General features: G+C 68.7%; 14 protein-coding genes. 7 read left to right on the forward strand and 7 right to left on the reverse strand.

Annotated elements, in window-relative coordinates:
- Positions 1 to 5: 5 nt before the first annotated feature.
- From GGR36_RS15400 to GGR36_RS15415, 4 genes are all read left to right on the forward strand, one after another.
- Entirely contained in the window at positions 6 to 626 is a 621-nt protein-coding gene (locus tag GGR36_RS15400; RefSeq protein WP_183635680.1) for a glutathione S-transferase family protein, read from the forward strand.
- Positions 623 to 1,426 (forward strand): alpha/beta hydrolase, encoded by an 804-nt coding sequence (locus GGR36_RS15405; protein ID WP_183635681.1) that lies wholly within the window; start codon positions 623 to 625, stop codon positions 1,424 to 1,426. Before GGR36_RS15400 ends, GGR36_RS15405 begins: the two co-directional genes overlap by 4 nt.
- Before the next feature lie 286 nt (positions 1,427 to 1,712).
- Positions 1,713 to 1,910: a hypothetical protein gene (locus GGR36_RS15410; RefSeq protein WP_183635682.1), complete on the forward strand. Its 198-nt coding sequence runs from the start codon at positions 1,713 to 1,715 to the stop codon at positions 1,908 to 1,910.
- A gap of 33 nt (positions 1,911 to 1,943) precedes the next feature.
- Positions 1,944 to 2,285 (forward strand): hypothetical protein, encoded by a 342-nt coding sequence (locus GGR36_RS15415; RefSeq protein WP_183635683.1) that lies wholly within the window; start codon positions 1,944 to 1,946, stop codon positions 2,283 to 2,285.
- Positions 2,286 to 2,292: 7 nt separating this feature from the next.
- On the opposite strand, the gene GGR36_RS15420 is transcribed toward GGR36_RS15415, so the two are convergent.
- The 5 genes from GGR36_RS15420 to GGR36_RS15440 all read right to left on the reverse strand — a co-directional run bounded on the left by GGR36_RS15420 (position 2,293) and on the right by GGR36_RS15440 (position 7,168).
- Positions 2,293 to 3,273 carry a DUF2804 family protein gene (locus tag GGR36_RS15420; protein WP_183635684.1) on the reverse strand — a complete coding sequence of 327 codons (981 nt, stop codon included), beginning with the start codon at positions 3,271 to 3,273 and terminating at the stop codon, positions 2,293 to 2,295.
- Between the two features lie 8 nt (positions 3,274 to 3,281).
- Positions 3,282 to 4,454, reverse strand: coding sequence for a class I SAM-dependent methyltransferase (locus GGR36_RS15425; protein ID WP_183635685.1), 1,173 nt, complete (start codon positions 4,452 to 4,454; stop codon positions 3,282 to 3,284).
- A gap of 35 nt (positions 4,455 to 4,489) precedes the next feature.
- Positions 4,490 to 5,107: a DJ-1/PfpI family protein gene (locus GGR36_RS15430; protein ID WP_183635686.1), complete on the reverse strand. Its 618-nt coding sequence runs from the start codon at positions 5,105 to 5,107 to the stop codon at positions 4,490 to 4,492.
- Between the two features lie 100 nt (positions 5,108 to 5,207).
- The gene (locus tag GGR36_RS15435) at positions 5,208 to 5,609 is read right to left on the reverse strand and encodes a hypothetical protein (RefSeq protein ID WP_207064459.1); all 402 of its coding nucleotides are present in this window, start codon (positions 5,607 to 5,609) and stop codon (positions 5,208 to 5,210) included.
- Positions 5,610 to 5,665: 56 nt separating this feature from the next.
- Positions 5,666 to 7,168, reverse strand: coding sequence for a YifB family Mg chelatase-like AAA ATPase (locus tag GGR36_RS15440; RefSeq protein WP_183635687.1), 1,503 nt, complete (start codon positions 7,166 to 7,168; stop codon positions 5,666 to 5,668).
- A gap of 125 nt (positions 7,169 to 7,293) precedes the next feature.
- On the opposite strand from GGR36_RS15440, the gene GGR36_RS15445 reads away from it, so the two are divergent.
- Both GGR36_RS15445 and GGR36_RS15450 read left to right on the forward strand, forming a co-directional pair.
- Complete coding sequence (locus GGR36_RS15445) at positions 7,294 to 7,833, forward strand: hypothetical protein (protein ID WP_183635688.1); 540 nt, start codon at positions 7,294 to 7,296, stop codon at positions 7,831 to 7,833.
- Positions 7,834 to 7,912: 79 nt separating this feature from the next.
- Complete coding sequence (locus tag GGR36_RS15450) at positions 7,913 to 9,652, forward strand: ABC transporter transmembrane domain-containing protein (RefSeq protein ID WP_207064460.1); 1,740 nt, start codon at positions 7,913 to 7,915, stop codon at positions 9,650 to 9,652.
- A gap of 44 nt (positions 9,653 to 9,696) precedes the next feature.
- On the opposite strand, the gene GGR36_RS15455 is transcribed toward GGR36_RS15450, so the two are convergent.
- A complete protein-coding gene (locus GGR36_RS15455; RefSeq protein ID WP_207064461.1) occupies positions 9,697 to 11,868 on the reverse strand; it encodes an AsmA family protein in 2,172 nt (723 codons plus the stop codon).
- A gap of 16 nt (positions 11,869 to 11,884) precedes the next feature.
- A complete protein-coding gene (locus tag GGR36_RS15460) occupies positions 11,885 to 12,853 on the reverse strand; it encodes a sensor histidine kinase (RefSeq protein WP_183635690.1) in 969 nt (322 codons plus the stop codon).
- Between the two features lie 54 nt (positions 12,854 to 12,907).
- On the opposite strand from GGR36_RS15460, the gene mscL reads away from it, so the two are divergent.
- On the forward strand, positions 12,908 to 13,327 hold the full coding sequence (mscL, locus tag GGR36_RS15465; RefSeq protein ID WP_183635691.1) for a large conductance mechanosensitive channel protein MscL: 420 nt from the start codon (positions 12,908 to 12,910) through the stop codon (positions 13,325 to 13,327).
- The last annotated feature ends 43 nt before the right edge of the window (positions 13,328 to 13,370 follow it).

A 13,370-nucleotide genomic window follows, 5' to 3' on the forward strand; every position in this document is an offset into this window, starting at 1 on the left:
TCTGAATGCTCACGCTGTACACCTGGGGGACGCCGAACGGCCGCAAGGTCTCGATCATGCTCGAAGAGTGCGGGCTTCGCTACTCGGTCAAGCCGATCGACATCGGCGCCGGCGCCCAGTTCGACCCGGCCTTTCTGGCGCTCAACCCCAACAACAAGATCCCGGTGTTGGTGGACGAAGAGGGGCCGGGCGGCGCGCCGATCACGCTGTTCGAGTCCGGCGCGATCCTTGTTTACCTTGCGGCCAGGACCGGCAAATTCCTGCCGAGCGACGACCCCGGCCGTTTCGAAACCCTGCAGTGGCTGATGTTCCAGATGGGCAGCCTGGGGCCGATGCTGGGCCAGGCGCACCACTTCCTGCGCTTCGCACCGGAGGCCGTGCCCTACGCCATGAAGCGCTATTCCGACGAAACCCGGCGCCTGTATGGCGTGCTCGAGGGGCACCTGGAACACCACGACTGGCTGGCGGCGGATCAATACACCATCGCCGACATTGCCGCCTATCCATGGGTCGATCGCCACGACTACCAGCAGATCGACCTCGCCCATTACCCGAACGTGCAACTCTGGCACGACCGTATTTCCGCCCGTCCCGCTGTCCAGCGTGGCATGAAGGTACCCGCATGAACGCCCGATCACCGCTTGGCCTCGAACTCCTCAGCGCGCTGCCGCAAGGCAAGGCGCACGCTACGCCGCTGCTCTTCGTGCATGGCGCCCATGCCGGCGCGTGGTGCTGGCAAGAACACTTCCTGCCCTTCTTTGCGGAGCACGGCTGGGCGGCGCATGCGCTGTCTCTGTCGGGCCATGGTGCAAGTCCCGGTCGCGAGTATCTCGATGCCTTGTCGATCGACGACTATGTGCGCGACCTGCGTGAGGCGATTGCGACCCTTCCTGCGCCCCCAGTGCTGATCGGTCATTCGATGGGTGGTTTCGTCGTGCAGAAGCTGCTTGAGAAGCAGGCGGCGCCGGCCCTGGTGCTGATGTGTGCGGTGCCTCCGGGCGGCATGTGGACCTCCGCGCTGGGTCTCGCGATCCGCCGCCCCGGACTGGTCTTCGGCCTCAACCGGCTCGCCGGCGGCGGGCAGATCGGCGTGCATGAACTGGTCGAGGCCATGTTCCACCAGCCTTTGCCGCCGGACTTGCTGGAACGCTACTTCCGGCGCATGCATGGCGAATCGCAGCGCGCGATCTGGGACATGCTGGGTTTCGCGTTGCCGCATCCGCGTCGCGAGCACTGCAAGCATGTGATGGTGATGGGGGCTGCGGAAGATGCGTTGATTGCCACCGCCGGCGTGCGTCAGACCGCGTCGTCATGGGGTGTCGAGCCGCTGATCGTGCCGGGCATCGGCCACGGCATGATGCTTGAGCCCGGCTGGCGCGCCGCGGCCGAACCGATCCTGCACTGGCTCGACAGCCTCGCCTTGTGACCGGGTGCAACCGGCGATCACGTCCGGTTGCGACTGTCGCAAATCCGCAACAACGCCAAAAATCCGTGCAAGCCTTGTCCGTTGGGGGTTTGAATGCCCTTGACGGACCGTGTCCGTGAAAAAAATCGCGACAAAGCAACAAGAGCCCTAAACTTTTTCCGCGATTGAACGTTCACTGTACTTACGAGCCCGTGTTCGGGGTCGAAGGGGGCAGGAGTCAGCCGGCGGATTGGGACCGGCGGGGGTTTGGGGAAACCCCGGACAGAGGGCGAAAGCGGTGGTGATCATGGAAATGGCGACGGGGAAGGTGCTCGACGAGTTCGGGCAATTTGCGGAAGAAGTGCTCAATGCCAGCGGTTTGCCGCAGGCACTGGTGGAACAGCTGGGCCTGCAGCAGGTCGAGACGCGGCGCAATCGGGCCGGTGGCGCGCCTGCGGGCGACCCCGAAACCTTCCTGCAGCAGATCTACCGCTACCAGGAATGAGTGCGCAAGGCAGGCGGGGGCCTGCCGACGGGCATGTCACAAGCGTTTTCCGGTGAAGCGGCCTGGTTGCTCGACCAGGTCGAGTCGGCACTGGGCGCCCTGCGTGCAGCAGTGGCGCCCGATTGCCTGCGCCTTGGCGATGCCCAGATCCAGATCGAACGCAGCCTGCCGCGGGGGGGTGATGTCGAGCATCACTGGACGATCTCCGAATCCGGTCGCGCAGGCTTGCGTGTCGCCGCCTACCTCGCCGAGCGCAACGACCCGCGGCCGGCGGTACGCATTTCGCTCACCTACGTGATCTCCGACCCGCTCAGCGGCAAACCCAGCCTGCTCGACGCCGAGCGGCTCGCGCGCCTCAACAGCTTGCGGGCCTGACGGTCGCTTACCAGCGCGATGCGTGATCCTCCGTGACGCCGAGCAGCTCGCGGATTTCCAGCGTCGCCGTGCCGGGGGCACCGATGCGACCGCTGAAACAGCCGATTGCCTGCACGAAACGGCTGGCGACCAGCCCGAGGTTCTTGTTTCCGCGATGCAGACCTTCCGGCGCGAAGCGCAAATCGGTATTGCCGCATGCCGAGCGTATGCGCCAGGGCGCAAGGGGGTCGGCAGCGTTGTAATCGAAGTGCACCGGGCCCAGCTTGTACGGCTGGCCTTCGAGCCAGACGATGTTCTCGGCGTCCCCCATGTAGCCGGCCTGCAGGTTGAAGCCGAATCCGCTGGCATGGGCGGAGGCCCAGTTCCAGCGCGTGTCATGCGCCAGCAGGCCGTCGGAATGGTCGAGGCTGGCGCAGGCGCCATCGAGCACCAGCCGATCTCCGCCGATCTCGAGGCTGCCTGTCACGTCGATCGCAGCACTCTTGTGCGTGCAATGGGCGAGAAGGTTTGCGGGGGCGATCACGCAGGCCGGCGGCGCCATGTGCGCCAGGTCGAGCGCGGCTTCAAGTGACAGCACCCGGCTGCGCAGGCGCACCGCGAGCGTGTCGCCGCTGCGCATGAAGTTCAGCCGCAGTCCGGGCAGGCGCGCGTCGGCATCGCCGAACGGGCGCGACGACACCCGGCATGCTGCCGGCAGGCCGTCCCGCGCGACGGAGACCGGGCGGCCCTCGCCGCGCCGGAAGGCGTAGGCGAATCCATGCGCCGCCCAGCCGAGGTCGACGACGGCGAGGCCGACGAAGACCTGTGGGTGGGCCAGGGCCAGGTACTGCCAGCGCTTGTGGCGCAAGCGCCTGTCGAACCAGCCAGGGGCTCGGGGGCGTTTGAGCGCCGTCCAGTCCACCGCATCCAGCACGCCCGCCGATGCGCCAAAGTTGGGCGCGCCCTGAGCATCGAGCAGGGTCGGCGGCGGTGCTTGAAGGCGGCTCACGGCGTGGCTCAAAGCGTGTGCAGGCGATCGCCGCGCACAAAGCCGCGCAGCGGCCCGGCGATGCCGTGGCCAAGGGCCAGCACCTTGAACAATTCGCCCATCTCGTGCGGGGCAATCAGGCGCTGTGCGGCCCGGGCGGCTCGGATGTAGTCCGCGTGTTCGGTGGGGCCCCGCTCGGCGAGGCGCTCCAGCAGCCCGCAGTTGAGCAGGAAGGCGCCCTGATCGATGTAACCGTGTACATCGAGGCCAGCGTCGAATGCGGTCTCGGCGACGGCGGTGAAATCGACGAAGCTGGTGATGTCGGTCAGCCCCGGCCACAGGAACGGGTCGGGGTGCGCGCGGTGGCGGTAGTAGCAGATCAGCGTACCGGTGCTGCGTGACGGCAGGTAGTACTCGTGGCGAGGATAGCCATAGTCGACGAGCAGCAGCGCCCCGCGCGAGAGGCGACGCGACCATTCGCGGATCCACGCACGCGAGGCGAGGCAGATTTCGCTGACGTATTCACCGCGTTCAGACATCGGCGCTGGCAGGGCCATGGCGGCCGTCAGCAACTCGCCGCTGGCCGGCCGGTCGGCCCAGCACAAGCGGCCCTGCCAGGTGACACCGCGCTGGTAGATGCCGCCATCGCGCCAGACCGCCAGCTCCACCGGCATCACGTCGAGCACTTCGTTGGCGACTACGACACCGTCGAAGGCCTCCGGCAGCGTGTCGATCCATTTCACACGGCTCGCCAGCGTGGGCACCTTCTGCTGCAAGGTTTCTTGCTGGCGCGCCCGCAGCTCGCCGGACAGTTCGAGGATCTGGTAGTGCTCCGGCAGGTGGCCGGCAAGCGCCAGCGCGGCGAGCAGATCGGCGGCGAGCAGTCCGGTGCCGGCGCCGACTTCCAGCACCACCGGCGCGGTTTGCTGCAGCAGATCGCTGAGCTGCGCGGCAAGCGCTTGTCCGAAAAGAGGGGTCAGTTCGGGTGCGGTAATGAAGTCGCCGCCGGGGCCGAACTTGCGCGCACCGCCGCTGTAGTAACCCAGGCCGGGGCTGTACAGCGCCAGTGCCATGTAGCCGGAAAACGGGATCCACCCGCCGGCATCGTCGATCGCGGCGCGGATCTTGTCGGTCAGGGCCTGGCTGGCAGCCAGCGCGTCAGGCGAGGGGGGTGGGAGCTGGTCGGGGCGTTCTGCAGTCATCGCCCGATTCTAACGCCCCGCTTGACGGCTTCCGACTATTGGGTCGCAGGCTCGGGCGCGCCGTGCCAGGCGTAGTCCATCTGCCGGGCGGTGCGCACCGCGAGCGATCGGTCCGCGAGGCGCGCGACCAGGTAGAGGCTCATGTCAAGCCCGGCCGAGATGCCGGCGGAGGTGATCACCGTGCCGTCATCGACGAAGCGGGCGTCGCTGACGACATGGGCGTTCGGATAGCGGCTGCGCAGGGCGGCGATGTCTTCCCAGTGGGTGGTGCAGCGGCGCCCTTCCAGCAGACCGGCTTCGCCGAGCAGGAAGGCGCCGGTACATACCGACGCGACGCGGCGCACCCGGCTTGCCTGTGCCGCCAGCCAGGTGACGACCTCATTGCGTTCGAGCTCGCCGTCGACAACCCCGCCGGGCACCACGATCACGTCCAGCGCGGGGTGCGTGTCGAGCGAGCAGGGCACCTCGACGATCATCCCGCCGCGGGTGCGGATCTTTGTCTGGCGGGCGATGAGGGCGGTGCTGAAGGGGGGCGGTGCGCCCGGGTGGAGGCGTTCGAAGACGCGGCTTGCGGTGGTGAAGACCTCAAGCGGACCGGCGAAGTCGAGGATCTCGACATCGTCGAACAGGTAGAGCCCGATGCACAGTGTCATCACCCACTCTCCAGCCGTATGGGGGAGTACGGCGGAGGCGATTGTCACATGTTCTGTTGCGCTGCGACACCCCGCGAACACAAATCGCGGGGCCGCGATGTCACTGCTTGATCACCTCGACGTCCTTGACGAAATAGCCGGTATCGCCGAAGCAGGTCGAGGGAATGCCGATGTGTTCCTCGTAGTGCAGCGTCACCTGCTTGCCGAGAACACCATTGATCTTCTCGGCAATCGCGCTGTCGGGCACGGTGAAGTGGAACTTCTCAGGCAGCGCGCCGGGGATCGCGAGCATCTGCAGCTCGCCCTCCCAGGTCTTGCACAGCCAGCCCTTGCGCGAGAGCTTCAGCACGAAGCCGGCGCGCTCGCCATCCGAATAGGCGAAGGTCAAGGTCGCGTAGGTGTACAACGCGGCGCCGCCGATCGCGGCAATCAGCAGGATCGCAATCCACTTCTTCATCGTGCGGAGCGCGACGTCGCGGCTCGGAAGGCGGGAGGTGTCCATGATGTTTCAGGCAGTTCCGGCGGATGGAGGGTAGCGGCAAGCATAGCAGGCGATCGTTACACCGGTACCGGCAGACTGCGCCGCAGCTGTACCGCCTCGGCGACGTGGCCAGCCCCGATACCGTCGCTGCCCGCCAGATCGGCGATCGTGCGCGCGACCCGCAGCACACGGTGGGTGCCGCGCGCAGACAGGCCCAGCCGTGCAATGGCGCCGGCCAGCAGGCGCGCGCCGGCTTCATCCGGCGTGCAATGGCGTTCCACCTCGGCGGCCGCGAGTGCAGCGTTCGGTTTGCCCTGACGATGCTGTTGCCGGGTGTCGGCGTGCGCGACGCGGCGCCGCACCTCTGCACTCGGCTCGCCCGGTTTCGCCGCCTGCAGGTCGGCGGCCGGTACTGCTGCGACCTCCAGCACCATGTCGATGCGATCGAGCAGCGGGCCGGAAAGGCGCCCGCGGTAGCGTGCCACTTGGTCGGGCGTGCAGCGGCAGCGACCGCTCGCGCTGCCGTAGTGGCCGCAAGGGCAAGGGTTCATCGCCGCGACGAGTTGGAAGCGGGCCGGGAAATCGGCGCGTCGCGCCGCGCGCGACACGGTGATGTGGCCGGTCTCGAGTGGTTCGCGCAGGGACTCCAAAACTCTACGATCGAATTCAGGCAATTCGTCGAGAAAGAGAATGCCGTGGTGCGCCAGCGAAATCTCGCCTGGGCGCGGCGAAGCACCGCCGCCGACCAGCGCCGCGGCCGACGCCGAGTGATGCGGCGAGCGCACCGGCCGCACGCCCCACCGGGCCGGGTCGAAGCCGCCATCGATGGATTGCACCGCGGCGGCTTCGAGTGCTTCGGCATCGGTCATCGGCGGCAAAACGCCCGGCAGGCGGTGTGCCAGCATCGACTTGCCACTGCCGGGTGGCCCGAAGAACAGCAGCGAGTGTCGACCGGCGGCCGCGATTTCGAGCGCGCGCTTGGCGCTTTGCTGGCCGCGCACGTCGGCCAGATCCGGGTAGTTTGGCGTGGTGCGTACCGCGTCGGACGCCGAAACCGGGTCCAGCAAGGTCTGCCCATTCAGGTGGGCGACCACTTCCAGCAGGCTGCGCGCGGCGAACACGCCGGCCCCGTCCACCAGCGCCGCCTCGCCGGCATTGGCTTCGGGCAGCACCAGCCGGCGCCCGGCACGTGTGGCGGCGAGTGCCATCGCCAGCGCGCCGCGCACCGGGCGCAGACGGCCGTCCAGCGACAATTCGCCGGCGAACTCGATGCCCTCCAGGGCGCCACCGCGGATCTGCCCCGACGCGGCAAGGATGCCGAGCGCGATCGGCAGGTCGAAGCGGCCACCCTCTTTGGGCAGGTCGGCCGGGGCAAGATTTGCGGTGATCCGCCGTTGCGGGAACTCGAACTGACAGGTTTGCAGCGCGGCACGCACGCGGTCGCGCGATTCGCGCACTTCGGCTTCCGGCAGGCCGACCAGCGAAAAGCCGGGCAGGCCATTGGCCAGATGGACCTCAGCGACGACTTCGGGGGCGGCAATGCCGTCCAGCGCGCGGCTGACGACACAGGCAAGGCTCATGATGACTCCGGCATAGAACTGCGTCGACTCTAGCGCTTCGCGCGACAGCGTCCATAATGAAACTCTGCGCGGCGCGTCACCAATCACGCCGCGTGCGCGAAGCGTGTCGTGAGGGGGGCTGCGCAATGCATCGTGAATACATCTGCAAGCTCGTCGCTGTCGTGGGGGTCGCGGCCGGGCTCATGCTGTCGCAGCCAGCGTCGGCCGAAGGGCTGCGCGTGGCCGGAAGCGCCTTCGGCGTGGCGGCACCGGATTTCGACCTAGCGCGATTGCCCAGTGGCAATGATGGCGATGTGCTGACTATCGGTCGCAGCAGCGTGCGCTATGCGCTGCTGGCGCAACCGGACCTGAAGGCCGGGGTCGGCGTCAGCAACTGGGAAACCACGCTGCACCCCACGCTGCTGTTCGCCGACCGCGGCTATGTGCCGCTGCTGCATGCCTTCGGCGAATACCGCTTCTGGCGCGGTTTCCGTCTCGCCGGCGACATCGACGCGCTGGGCGGCACGCAGGGACGCGGGCTCGATGCCGGCATGCGCCTGTCCTACGACCTGAACACGGCATGGTCGATCTCCGCGGCCTATCGCGTGCATCGCGACGGCAACGAGCTGCGCTTCGACCCGGTGGATCAGGGACGCATCACATTGGGCACGCGCTTGCGTTTCTGAGCGGCCGCGCGCTGCCGGCGCCAGATTTGAATCTCGGCATGAGAGCATGCCGGTCTGACATCGAGACCGAGCCCCTGCCATGTCCCAAGCCCCGACCGTGCGTTCCATCCTGATCGACCTGCTGCGCCCCTACCGCGGCCGCATCGCGATTGCCGCGGTGGCGCTGGTGCTCGCGGCGAGCGCGATGCTCGGGGTCGGGCAAGGCTTGCGCGCCGTGATCGACCGCGGCTTCTCGGCCGGCGACCCGGCCTGGCTGGATCGCGCGCTCGCGGCCATGTTTGGCGTCATCGCGCTGCTCGCGGCGGCCACCTGGCTGCGCTTCTACAACGTCAGCTGGCTCGGCGAACGCGTCACCGCCGATTTGCGGCGCAAGGTCTTCGATCACCTGCTGACCTTGCCGCCGTCGTGGTTCGAAAGTGGTCGCACCGGCGACGTGATCTCGCGCCTCACCTCCGACACCACGCAGCTCGAAAACGTCATCGGTTCGAGCGTCTCGATCGCGCTGCGCAACGCGCTGCTGCTGATCGGCGGCCTCGCGATGCTGTTCACCACCAGCACCAAGCTCACGCTGCTCGTGATTGCCGGCGTGCCGCTCGTCGTCGCTCCGATCGTGCTGTTCGGCCGCCGCGTGCGATCGCTGGCGAAGGAGAGCCAGGACCGTGTCGCCGAACTGGGCAACCGCATCGACGAGACGATCCACGAAATCCGCATCGTGCAGGCCTACGGCCATGAAGCGGCCGACCGCGCCGACTTTGCCGATCGCGTCGAGCGCGGGTTCGGCACCGCGCGGCGCCGCATCGCCGCGCGCTCCGCACTGATTGTCGCGGTGATGGTGCTGGTGTTCGGCGCGATCGCCTTCATCCTGTGGATCGGCGGCCACGACGTGCTCGCCGGGCGCCTCAGCGCAGGCCAGCTCTCTGCCTTCGTCTTCTACGCCGCGATGGTCGCCGGCAGCGTCGGTGCGCTGTCGGAGGTGTGGGGCGATCTGCAGCGCGCGCGCGGAGCGACCGAGCGGCTGATGGAGCTGCTCGCGACGCAACCGGCGATCGCGGCGCCGTCCAATCCGGCAACCCTGCCCACCGCGCGCGGTGACGTGCGATTCGAAGGCGTCGGCTTCCGCTACCCGACCCGCCCGGACACCCCGGCGCTCGACGACTTCAGCCTGGATGTCGCACCGGGCGAGACAGTGGCGCTGGTGGGGCCCTCCGGCGCCGGCAAGACCACCGTGTTCCAGTTGCTGCTGCGTTTCTACGATCCGCAGGCCGGCCGCATTCGCATCGACGGCGTCGCACTCGATGCGGCCGACCCGCAGGCCGTGCGCGAACGCATCGCGCTGGTGCCGCAAGAGCCGGTGATCTTCGCGGCAAGCGTGCTCGAAAACGTGCGCTACGGGCGCCCGCAGGCGAGTCTTGCGGACGTGAAAGCGGCCTGCGCCGCGGCGTTCGCGGACGAATTCATCGACAAGCTGCCGCAAGGCTACGACACCGACCTCGGCGAGCGCGGCGTCAAGCTGTCGGGCGGCCAGCGCCAGCGGATCGCCATCGCGCGGGCGATTCTTGCCGATCGTCCGCTGCTGCTGCTGGACGAGGCCACTTCGGCGCTCGACGCGGAAAGCGAACGGGTCGTCCAGGCGGCGCTGGAACACCTGATGCGCGGGCGCACCACGCTGGTAATTGCGCACCGGCTGGCAACGGTGCAGGAAGCAGACCGCATCGTGGTGATGGAGCACGGCCGTATCGTCGAAGTCGGCACCCACGCTGCACTGATGGCCGCTGACGGGCTGTACGCGCGGCTCGCCCGCCTGCAGTTCACCGCCTGAGGCGCGGCGCAGTCGCACAACCCGCCGCCCTGCGCATGGCAGGCTCAGCCGGCGGCACTCGCGGGGGCAGGCGTTTCGTTGGCGGGAATGGCCTCACCGGGTTTGGGCCGCGTCGGCACGGGGCGTGGCGGCGCGGCCTGCCAGTCGAGCGAATACGTCGGTCGCGCGAGCGGGCCGCGCAGCCGCACCGGCACGGTGACGCCGCGCAGGCCGACCAGATCGCGCGGGATCGGCCCGGCCGACTGCACCGCGATCCGTGTCAGCCAGTCCAGCGCCCCGTCGGTCAGTTGCAACGTGCCGCTGCCGCCCACTCGCACCCAAGCCGCCTTGCCGGTGAACTCGCCACATTCGGCACGCCCGCCAACCAGCGTGCAGCGGGCGCTGAGCGATTCGAAGCCCTGCTGTTCGCGCGGCACGTTCGGGCGGCGTGCCTCGGAACGGTCCTTCAGCGCGGGGCGCACCGCGCGCAGGAAGTCGTCGAGCGCCATGCCGCTCCAGTGCGCCGGTGCCACGCTGAGCTGAATGTCCCCGTCCAGCGCGCGTGCGATCTCCGGCCAGTTCGCCCCGTGTCCGCGCAGGTTCCAGCGCCCGGCCAGCGTGCCGCGTAGCGGCCAGGTACGGCGCAGAGCCTGCCGCAGGGCGTCGAGATCGATGCCGCTCAAGCGGTTGTCGAGGGTAAGGCTGCCGCTCGCCGGCTCGTAGCGGGCGCCGCCCTCGATACGGCCGCCGTAGGCCTGCACGGCGAGATCGGTCAGCGCCACACCGCCCTTGCCGCTATCGAGCTGCGCGCTCAGCGCCGTGCCGTGCAGCGGGCCGAGCTTCAGGCTGCCGATGCGGACCTGTCCGGTGCCGTGCAGGCGTGCCAGCGGCGCCAGCAGCGCGCCGGCACCATCCAGTTTCAGCGCGCTCGCGGCGGCCGGGGCGTCGAGCCGTGCGCCGTCGAACGAGAACAGCCAGGGAATGTCGCGCGACTGTTCGTAGGCGGCGTTGAGTCGCATCTCCGATGCGTCGACGCGCGCCAGCAGATCCAGGTCGACGCGGCCGCCGAGCAGCGTCGTCGAGGCCTTGCCGCTGACCGTCGCGATCCAGCGCCCGTCCGGTGTTCCCTTGGCCGCAGTGCGCCAGCGCGCATCGATCGCCTCGAGCTCGACCCGTGCGCGTTGTGGGCGGTAGGCGATGCGCGCGGTGAGCTGGCCGCTGGTCTGGCGCTCGCCGTTCTGGCTACGGAAGGCCGCATGCAGCGGTTCGCCCGGAAAGTCGGCGGTGCGCGGCGCGATCGAGGCGGTATCGAAACTCGCTTCGGTGCGTTCGGCGCCGTCGGTGATCAACAGGTTCGCCTTGAGGGTCTGCAGCGCGAGCGCTTCGTTCTGGCTGGCGAGGCGCTCGCCGGTGGCGTTGAGCGTCACGCTGCCGGTGCCGACCCGCCCCTTCGCCCGCAAGGCAAGGCCTTGCAGCGCGAGCGCGTTGCCGTGGTCGCCGCGCCCGCTGCGCACGGTCAGTTCGCAGTCGAGGCCGGTGGCCCCCCAGGCATCACCCCGGAAGCCGAGGTTCGCCGCCTCGATGTCGTAGCCTTCGGCGTCGAGCAGGTAGGCGATGTCGAACGAAATGCCGCCCGCGGCCGCGCCTGGCCCTTCGGTCAGCGTGCCCTCGCCGGCAATGCGGCCGTGCGCGCCGGCTTGCAGCGAACCGGTGCTGAGGTGGATGCGCTCCACGGTGAGCGCATGGCCGAGCGTGTCGTCACGCAGGCGCAGCCGCGCCCGTTCGAGCGTGAACGATTCGAGACCAAGCTTGAACGGCCATGGCGATTCGAGGCGCGCCCCGCGCATCACGTCCGACAGACTCCAGTCTGCACGATTGCGCACCAGCGTGGCGTCGAGGTCGAGCAGGCGCAAGGTGCGGATCTCGATGCGACCGCGCAGCAGGGGCAGCAGGGCGACGCCGGCCTCGACCCGGCCAATGCGCAGCGGAATGCCGGGGCCATCGCGCTCGCCGAGCGCGAAGCCTTCGATCACGACGGTCGGCAGCGGGCGGAAGGCGAGCTTTGGCGCGCGTTCCATGGCGATCTGCCGTGCTGTTCGCTCGCGCACCTGTTGCGCGAGTTCGTGGCGCACGCGGTTACCGTCCCAGGTGGTGTGCAGGTAGAGCGCGAGCACCAGCGCCAGCGCGCTGATCGCGCCGAGCAGGAAACCGAAGATCTTGGGCAGGCGGGACATCATCGCGGGCAAGTTCCGGTCAGGTGGCTGCGGCCTTGGGCACCGTCAACCGGATCTCGCTGCCGGCCTCATCACGGCTGCACGTAATGCCGATGCCGTGGCCATCGCAGACACGGCGGACGAACGCGAGCCCGAGCCCGCGCGGGCGTCCGGCAGGCTCGGCGTCGAGCAGCACCGAGCGGGCGAGCGCGTCGGGCCCGGCGCCGGTGTCACGAACGGCAATCGTCCAGGCATCGCCGTCGTCATCGATACCGAGCGTCACCGCCGCGTCGCGGGGGCCGTGCATGACCGCGTTCTGCAGCAGCTTCGTCAGGGCGCCGCGCAGCAGGTCGCCATCGCCGATGACCAGCGCCTCTGCGTCGGGATCACCGATGTCGACGACGATCTTCACATCGCGCGATCGTGCAGCTTGCCAGCATTCGTCGGCCGCTTCGGCCGCGATCTGCGTCAGGTCGACAGCCTCGAAGCGCGCCGGGTCTGCGGCGTCGGCGCGCAACAGGCGTAGCACAGCATCGGCGCGCGCGAGCGCCAGCTCGGCGCTGCGGGCAATCTGGCCAAAGGTCTCGGTCGTCGCCGGCAGGGTGCCGTCGGCGGCGCTCTCGGCGAGCGTGAGGACGGCGCCCAGAGGCGAACGCAGGTCGTGCGACATTGCCCGCAGCGCGTCGTCGCGCAGCACGCGCGCGCGCACCTGTGCCGTGATGTCTTCGACGCGGAACAGCGCCCCGCCATCCGGCAGGGCGCTGCGGGTGATGCGTACGCGCCGCCCGGCGCTCATGTCATGCGTGCCTTCGAGCAGCCGCGCGTGCAAGCCGGCATCGTCGTCGGCGCCCAGCCATGCGGCCACACCGGGGGTTGCATGCACGAGCCCGCCCGCAGCGTCGACCACGACGCAGCCACAGCCGAACGTGTCGAGCACCTCCAGCGGAAGGCAAATGGTATTGCGCGTGCTTGCCGTGTTCATGGACACTCCCGCCTGCACGGCGGCCATCCGGTCGCCCCACCCGCGCGCCCGACCGGGGGCGGCCAACGAGGAGATCGGTTCATGAGTTTTCTGTCGGAGTTCAAGGAGTTCGCGCTCAAGGGCAATGTCGTGGACCTCGCGGTCGGCGTGATCATCGGCGGCGCCTTCGGAAAGATTGTCGAGTCGCTGGTAAAGGACGTCGTCATGCCGATTCTCGGTCGATTGATCGGTGGTGTCGACTTCAAGCACTTGTACATCAACCTCGGCGACAAGACCTTCGAGTCGCTCGAGGCCGCCGAAAAGGCCGGCGCCCCGCTGGTGAAGTACGGCGTGTTCATCAACGCCTCGGTGGACTTCCTGATCATTGCACTGGCGATTTTCGTCGCCATGAAGGCGATCAACAAACTCAAGCGCGAACAGCCTGCGGCCCCCGCCGAAGCGCCGGCCACACCGGAAGACGTGCTGCTGCTGCGCGAGATCCGCGATGCACTGAAGAAGTAAGCGTCAGCCCACACTGCGCGCAACACTACGGCCGCGGGGCTTG

This window comes from Niveibacterium umoris (assembly GCF_014197015.1).
GTDB lineage: Bacteria > Pseudomonadota > Gammaproteobacteria > Burkholderiales > Rhodocyclaceae > Niveibacterium > Niveibacterium umoris.

What these genes read in the sequence shown, in the direction of transcription:
- GGR36_RS15410 (WP_183635682.1), top strand. Translation starts at nt 1,713, where the DNA reads ATGGAAATGGCGACGGGGAAGGTGCTCGACGAGTTCGGGCAATTTGCG.
- GGR36_RS15425 (WP_183635685.1), bottom strand. Translation starts at nt 4,454, where the DNA reads ATGACTGCAGAACGCCCCGACCAGCTCCCACCCCCCTCGCCTGACGCG.
- GGR36_RS15450 (WP_207064460.1), top strand. Translation starts at nt 7,913, where the DNA reads ATGTCCCAAGCCCCGACCGTGCGTTCCATCCTGATCGACCTGCTGCGC.
- GGR36_RS15405 (WP_183635681.1), top strand. Translation starts at nt 623, where the DNA reads ATGAACGCCCGATCACCGCTTGGCCTCGAACTCCTCAGCGCGCTGCCG.
- mscL (WP_183635691.1), top strand. Translation starts at nt 12,908, where the DNA reads ATGAGTTTTCTGTCGGAGTTCAAGGAGTTCGCGCTCAAGGGCAATGTC.
- GGR36_RS15415 (WP_183635683.1), top strand. Translation starts at nt 1,944, where the DNA reads ATGTCACAAGCGTTTTCCGGTGAAGCGGCCTGGTTGCTCGACCAGGTC.
- GGR36_RS15455 (WP_207064461.1), bottom strand. Translation starts at nt 11,868, where the DNA reads ATGATGTCCCGCCTGCCCAAGATCTTCGGTTTCCTGCTCGGCGCGATC.
- GGR36_RS15460 (WP_183635690.1), bottom strand. Translation starts at nt 12,853, where the DNA reads ATGGCCGCCGTGCAGGCGGGAGTGTCCATGAACACGGCAAGCACGCGC.
- GGR36_RS15440 (WP_183635687.1), bottom strand. Translation starts at nt 7,168, where the DNA reads ATGAGCCTTGCCTGTGTCGTCAGCCGCGCGCTGGACGGCATTGCCGCC.
- GGR36_RS15400 (WP_183635680.1), top strand. Translation starts at nt 6, where the DNA reads ATGCTCACGCTGTACACCTGGGGGACGCCGAACGGCCGCAAGGTCTCG.
- GGR36_RS15430 (WP_183635686.1), bottom strand. Translation starts at nt 5,107, where the DNA reads ATGACACTGTGCATCGGGCTCTACCTGTTCGACGATGTCGAGATCCTC.
- GGR36_RS15435 (WP_207064459.1), bottom strand. Translation starts at nt 5,609, where the DNA reads ATGGACACCTCCCGCCTTCCGAGCCGCGACGTCGCGCTCCGCACGATG.
- GGR36_RS15445 (WP_183635688.1), top strand. Translation starts at nt 7,294, where the DNA reads ATGCATCGTGAATACATCTGCAAGCTCGTCGCTGTCGTGGGGGTCGCG.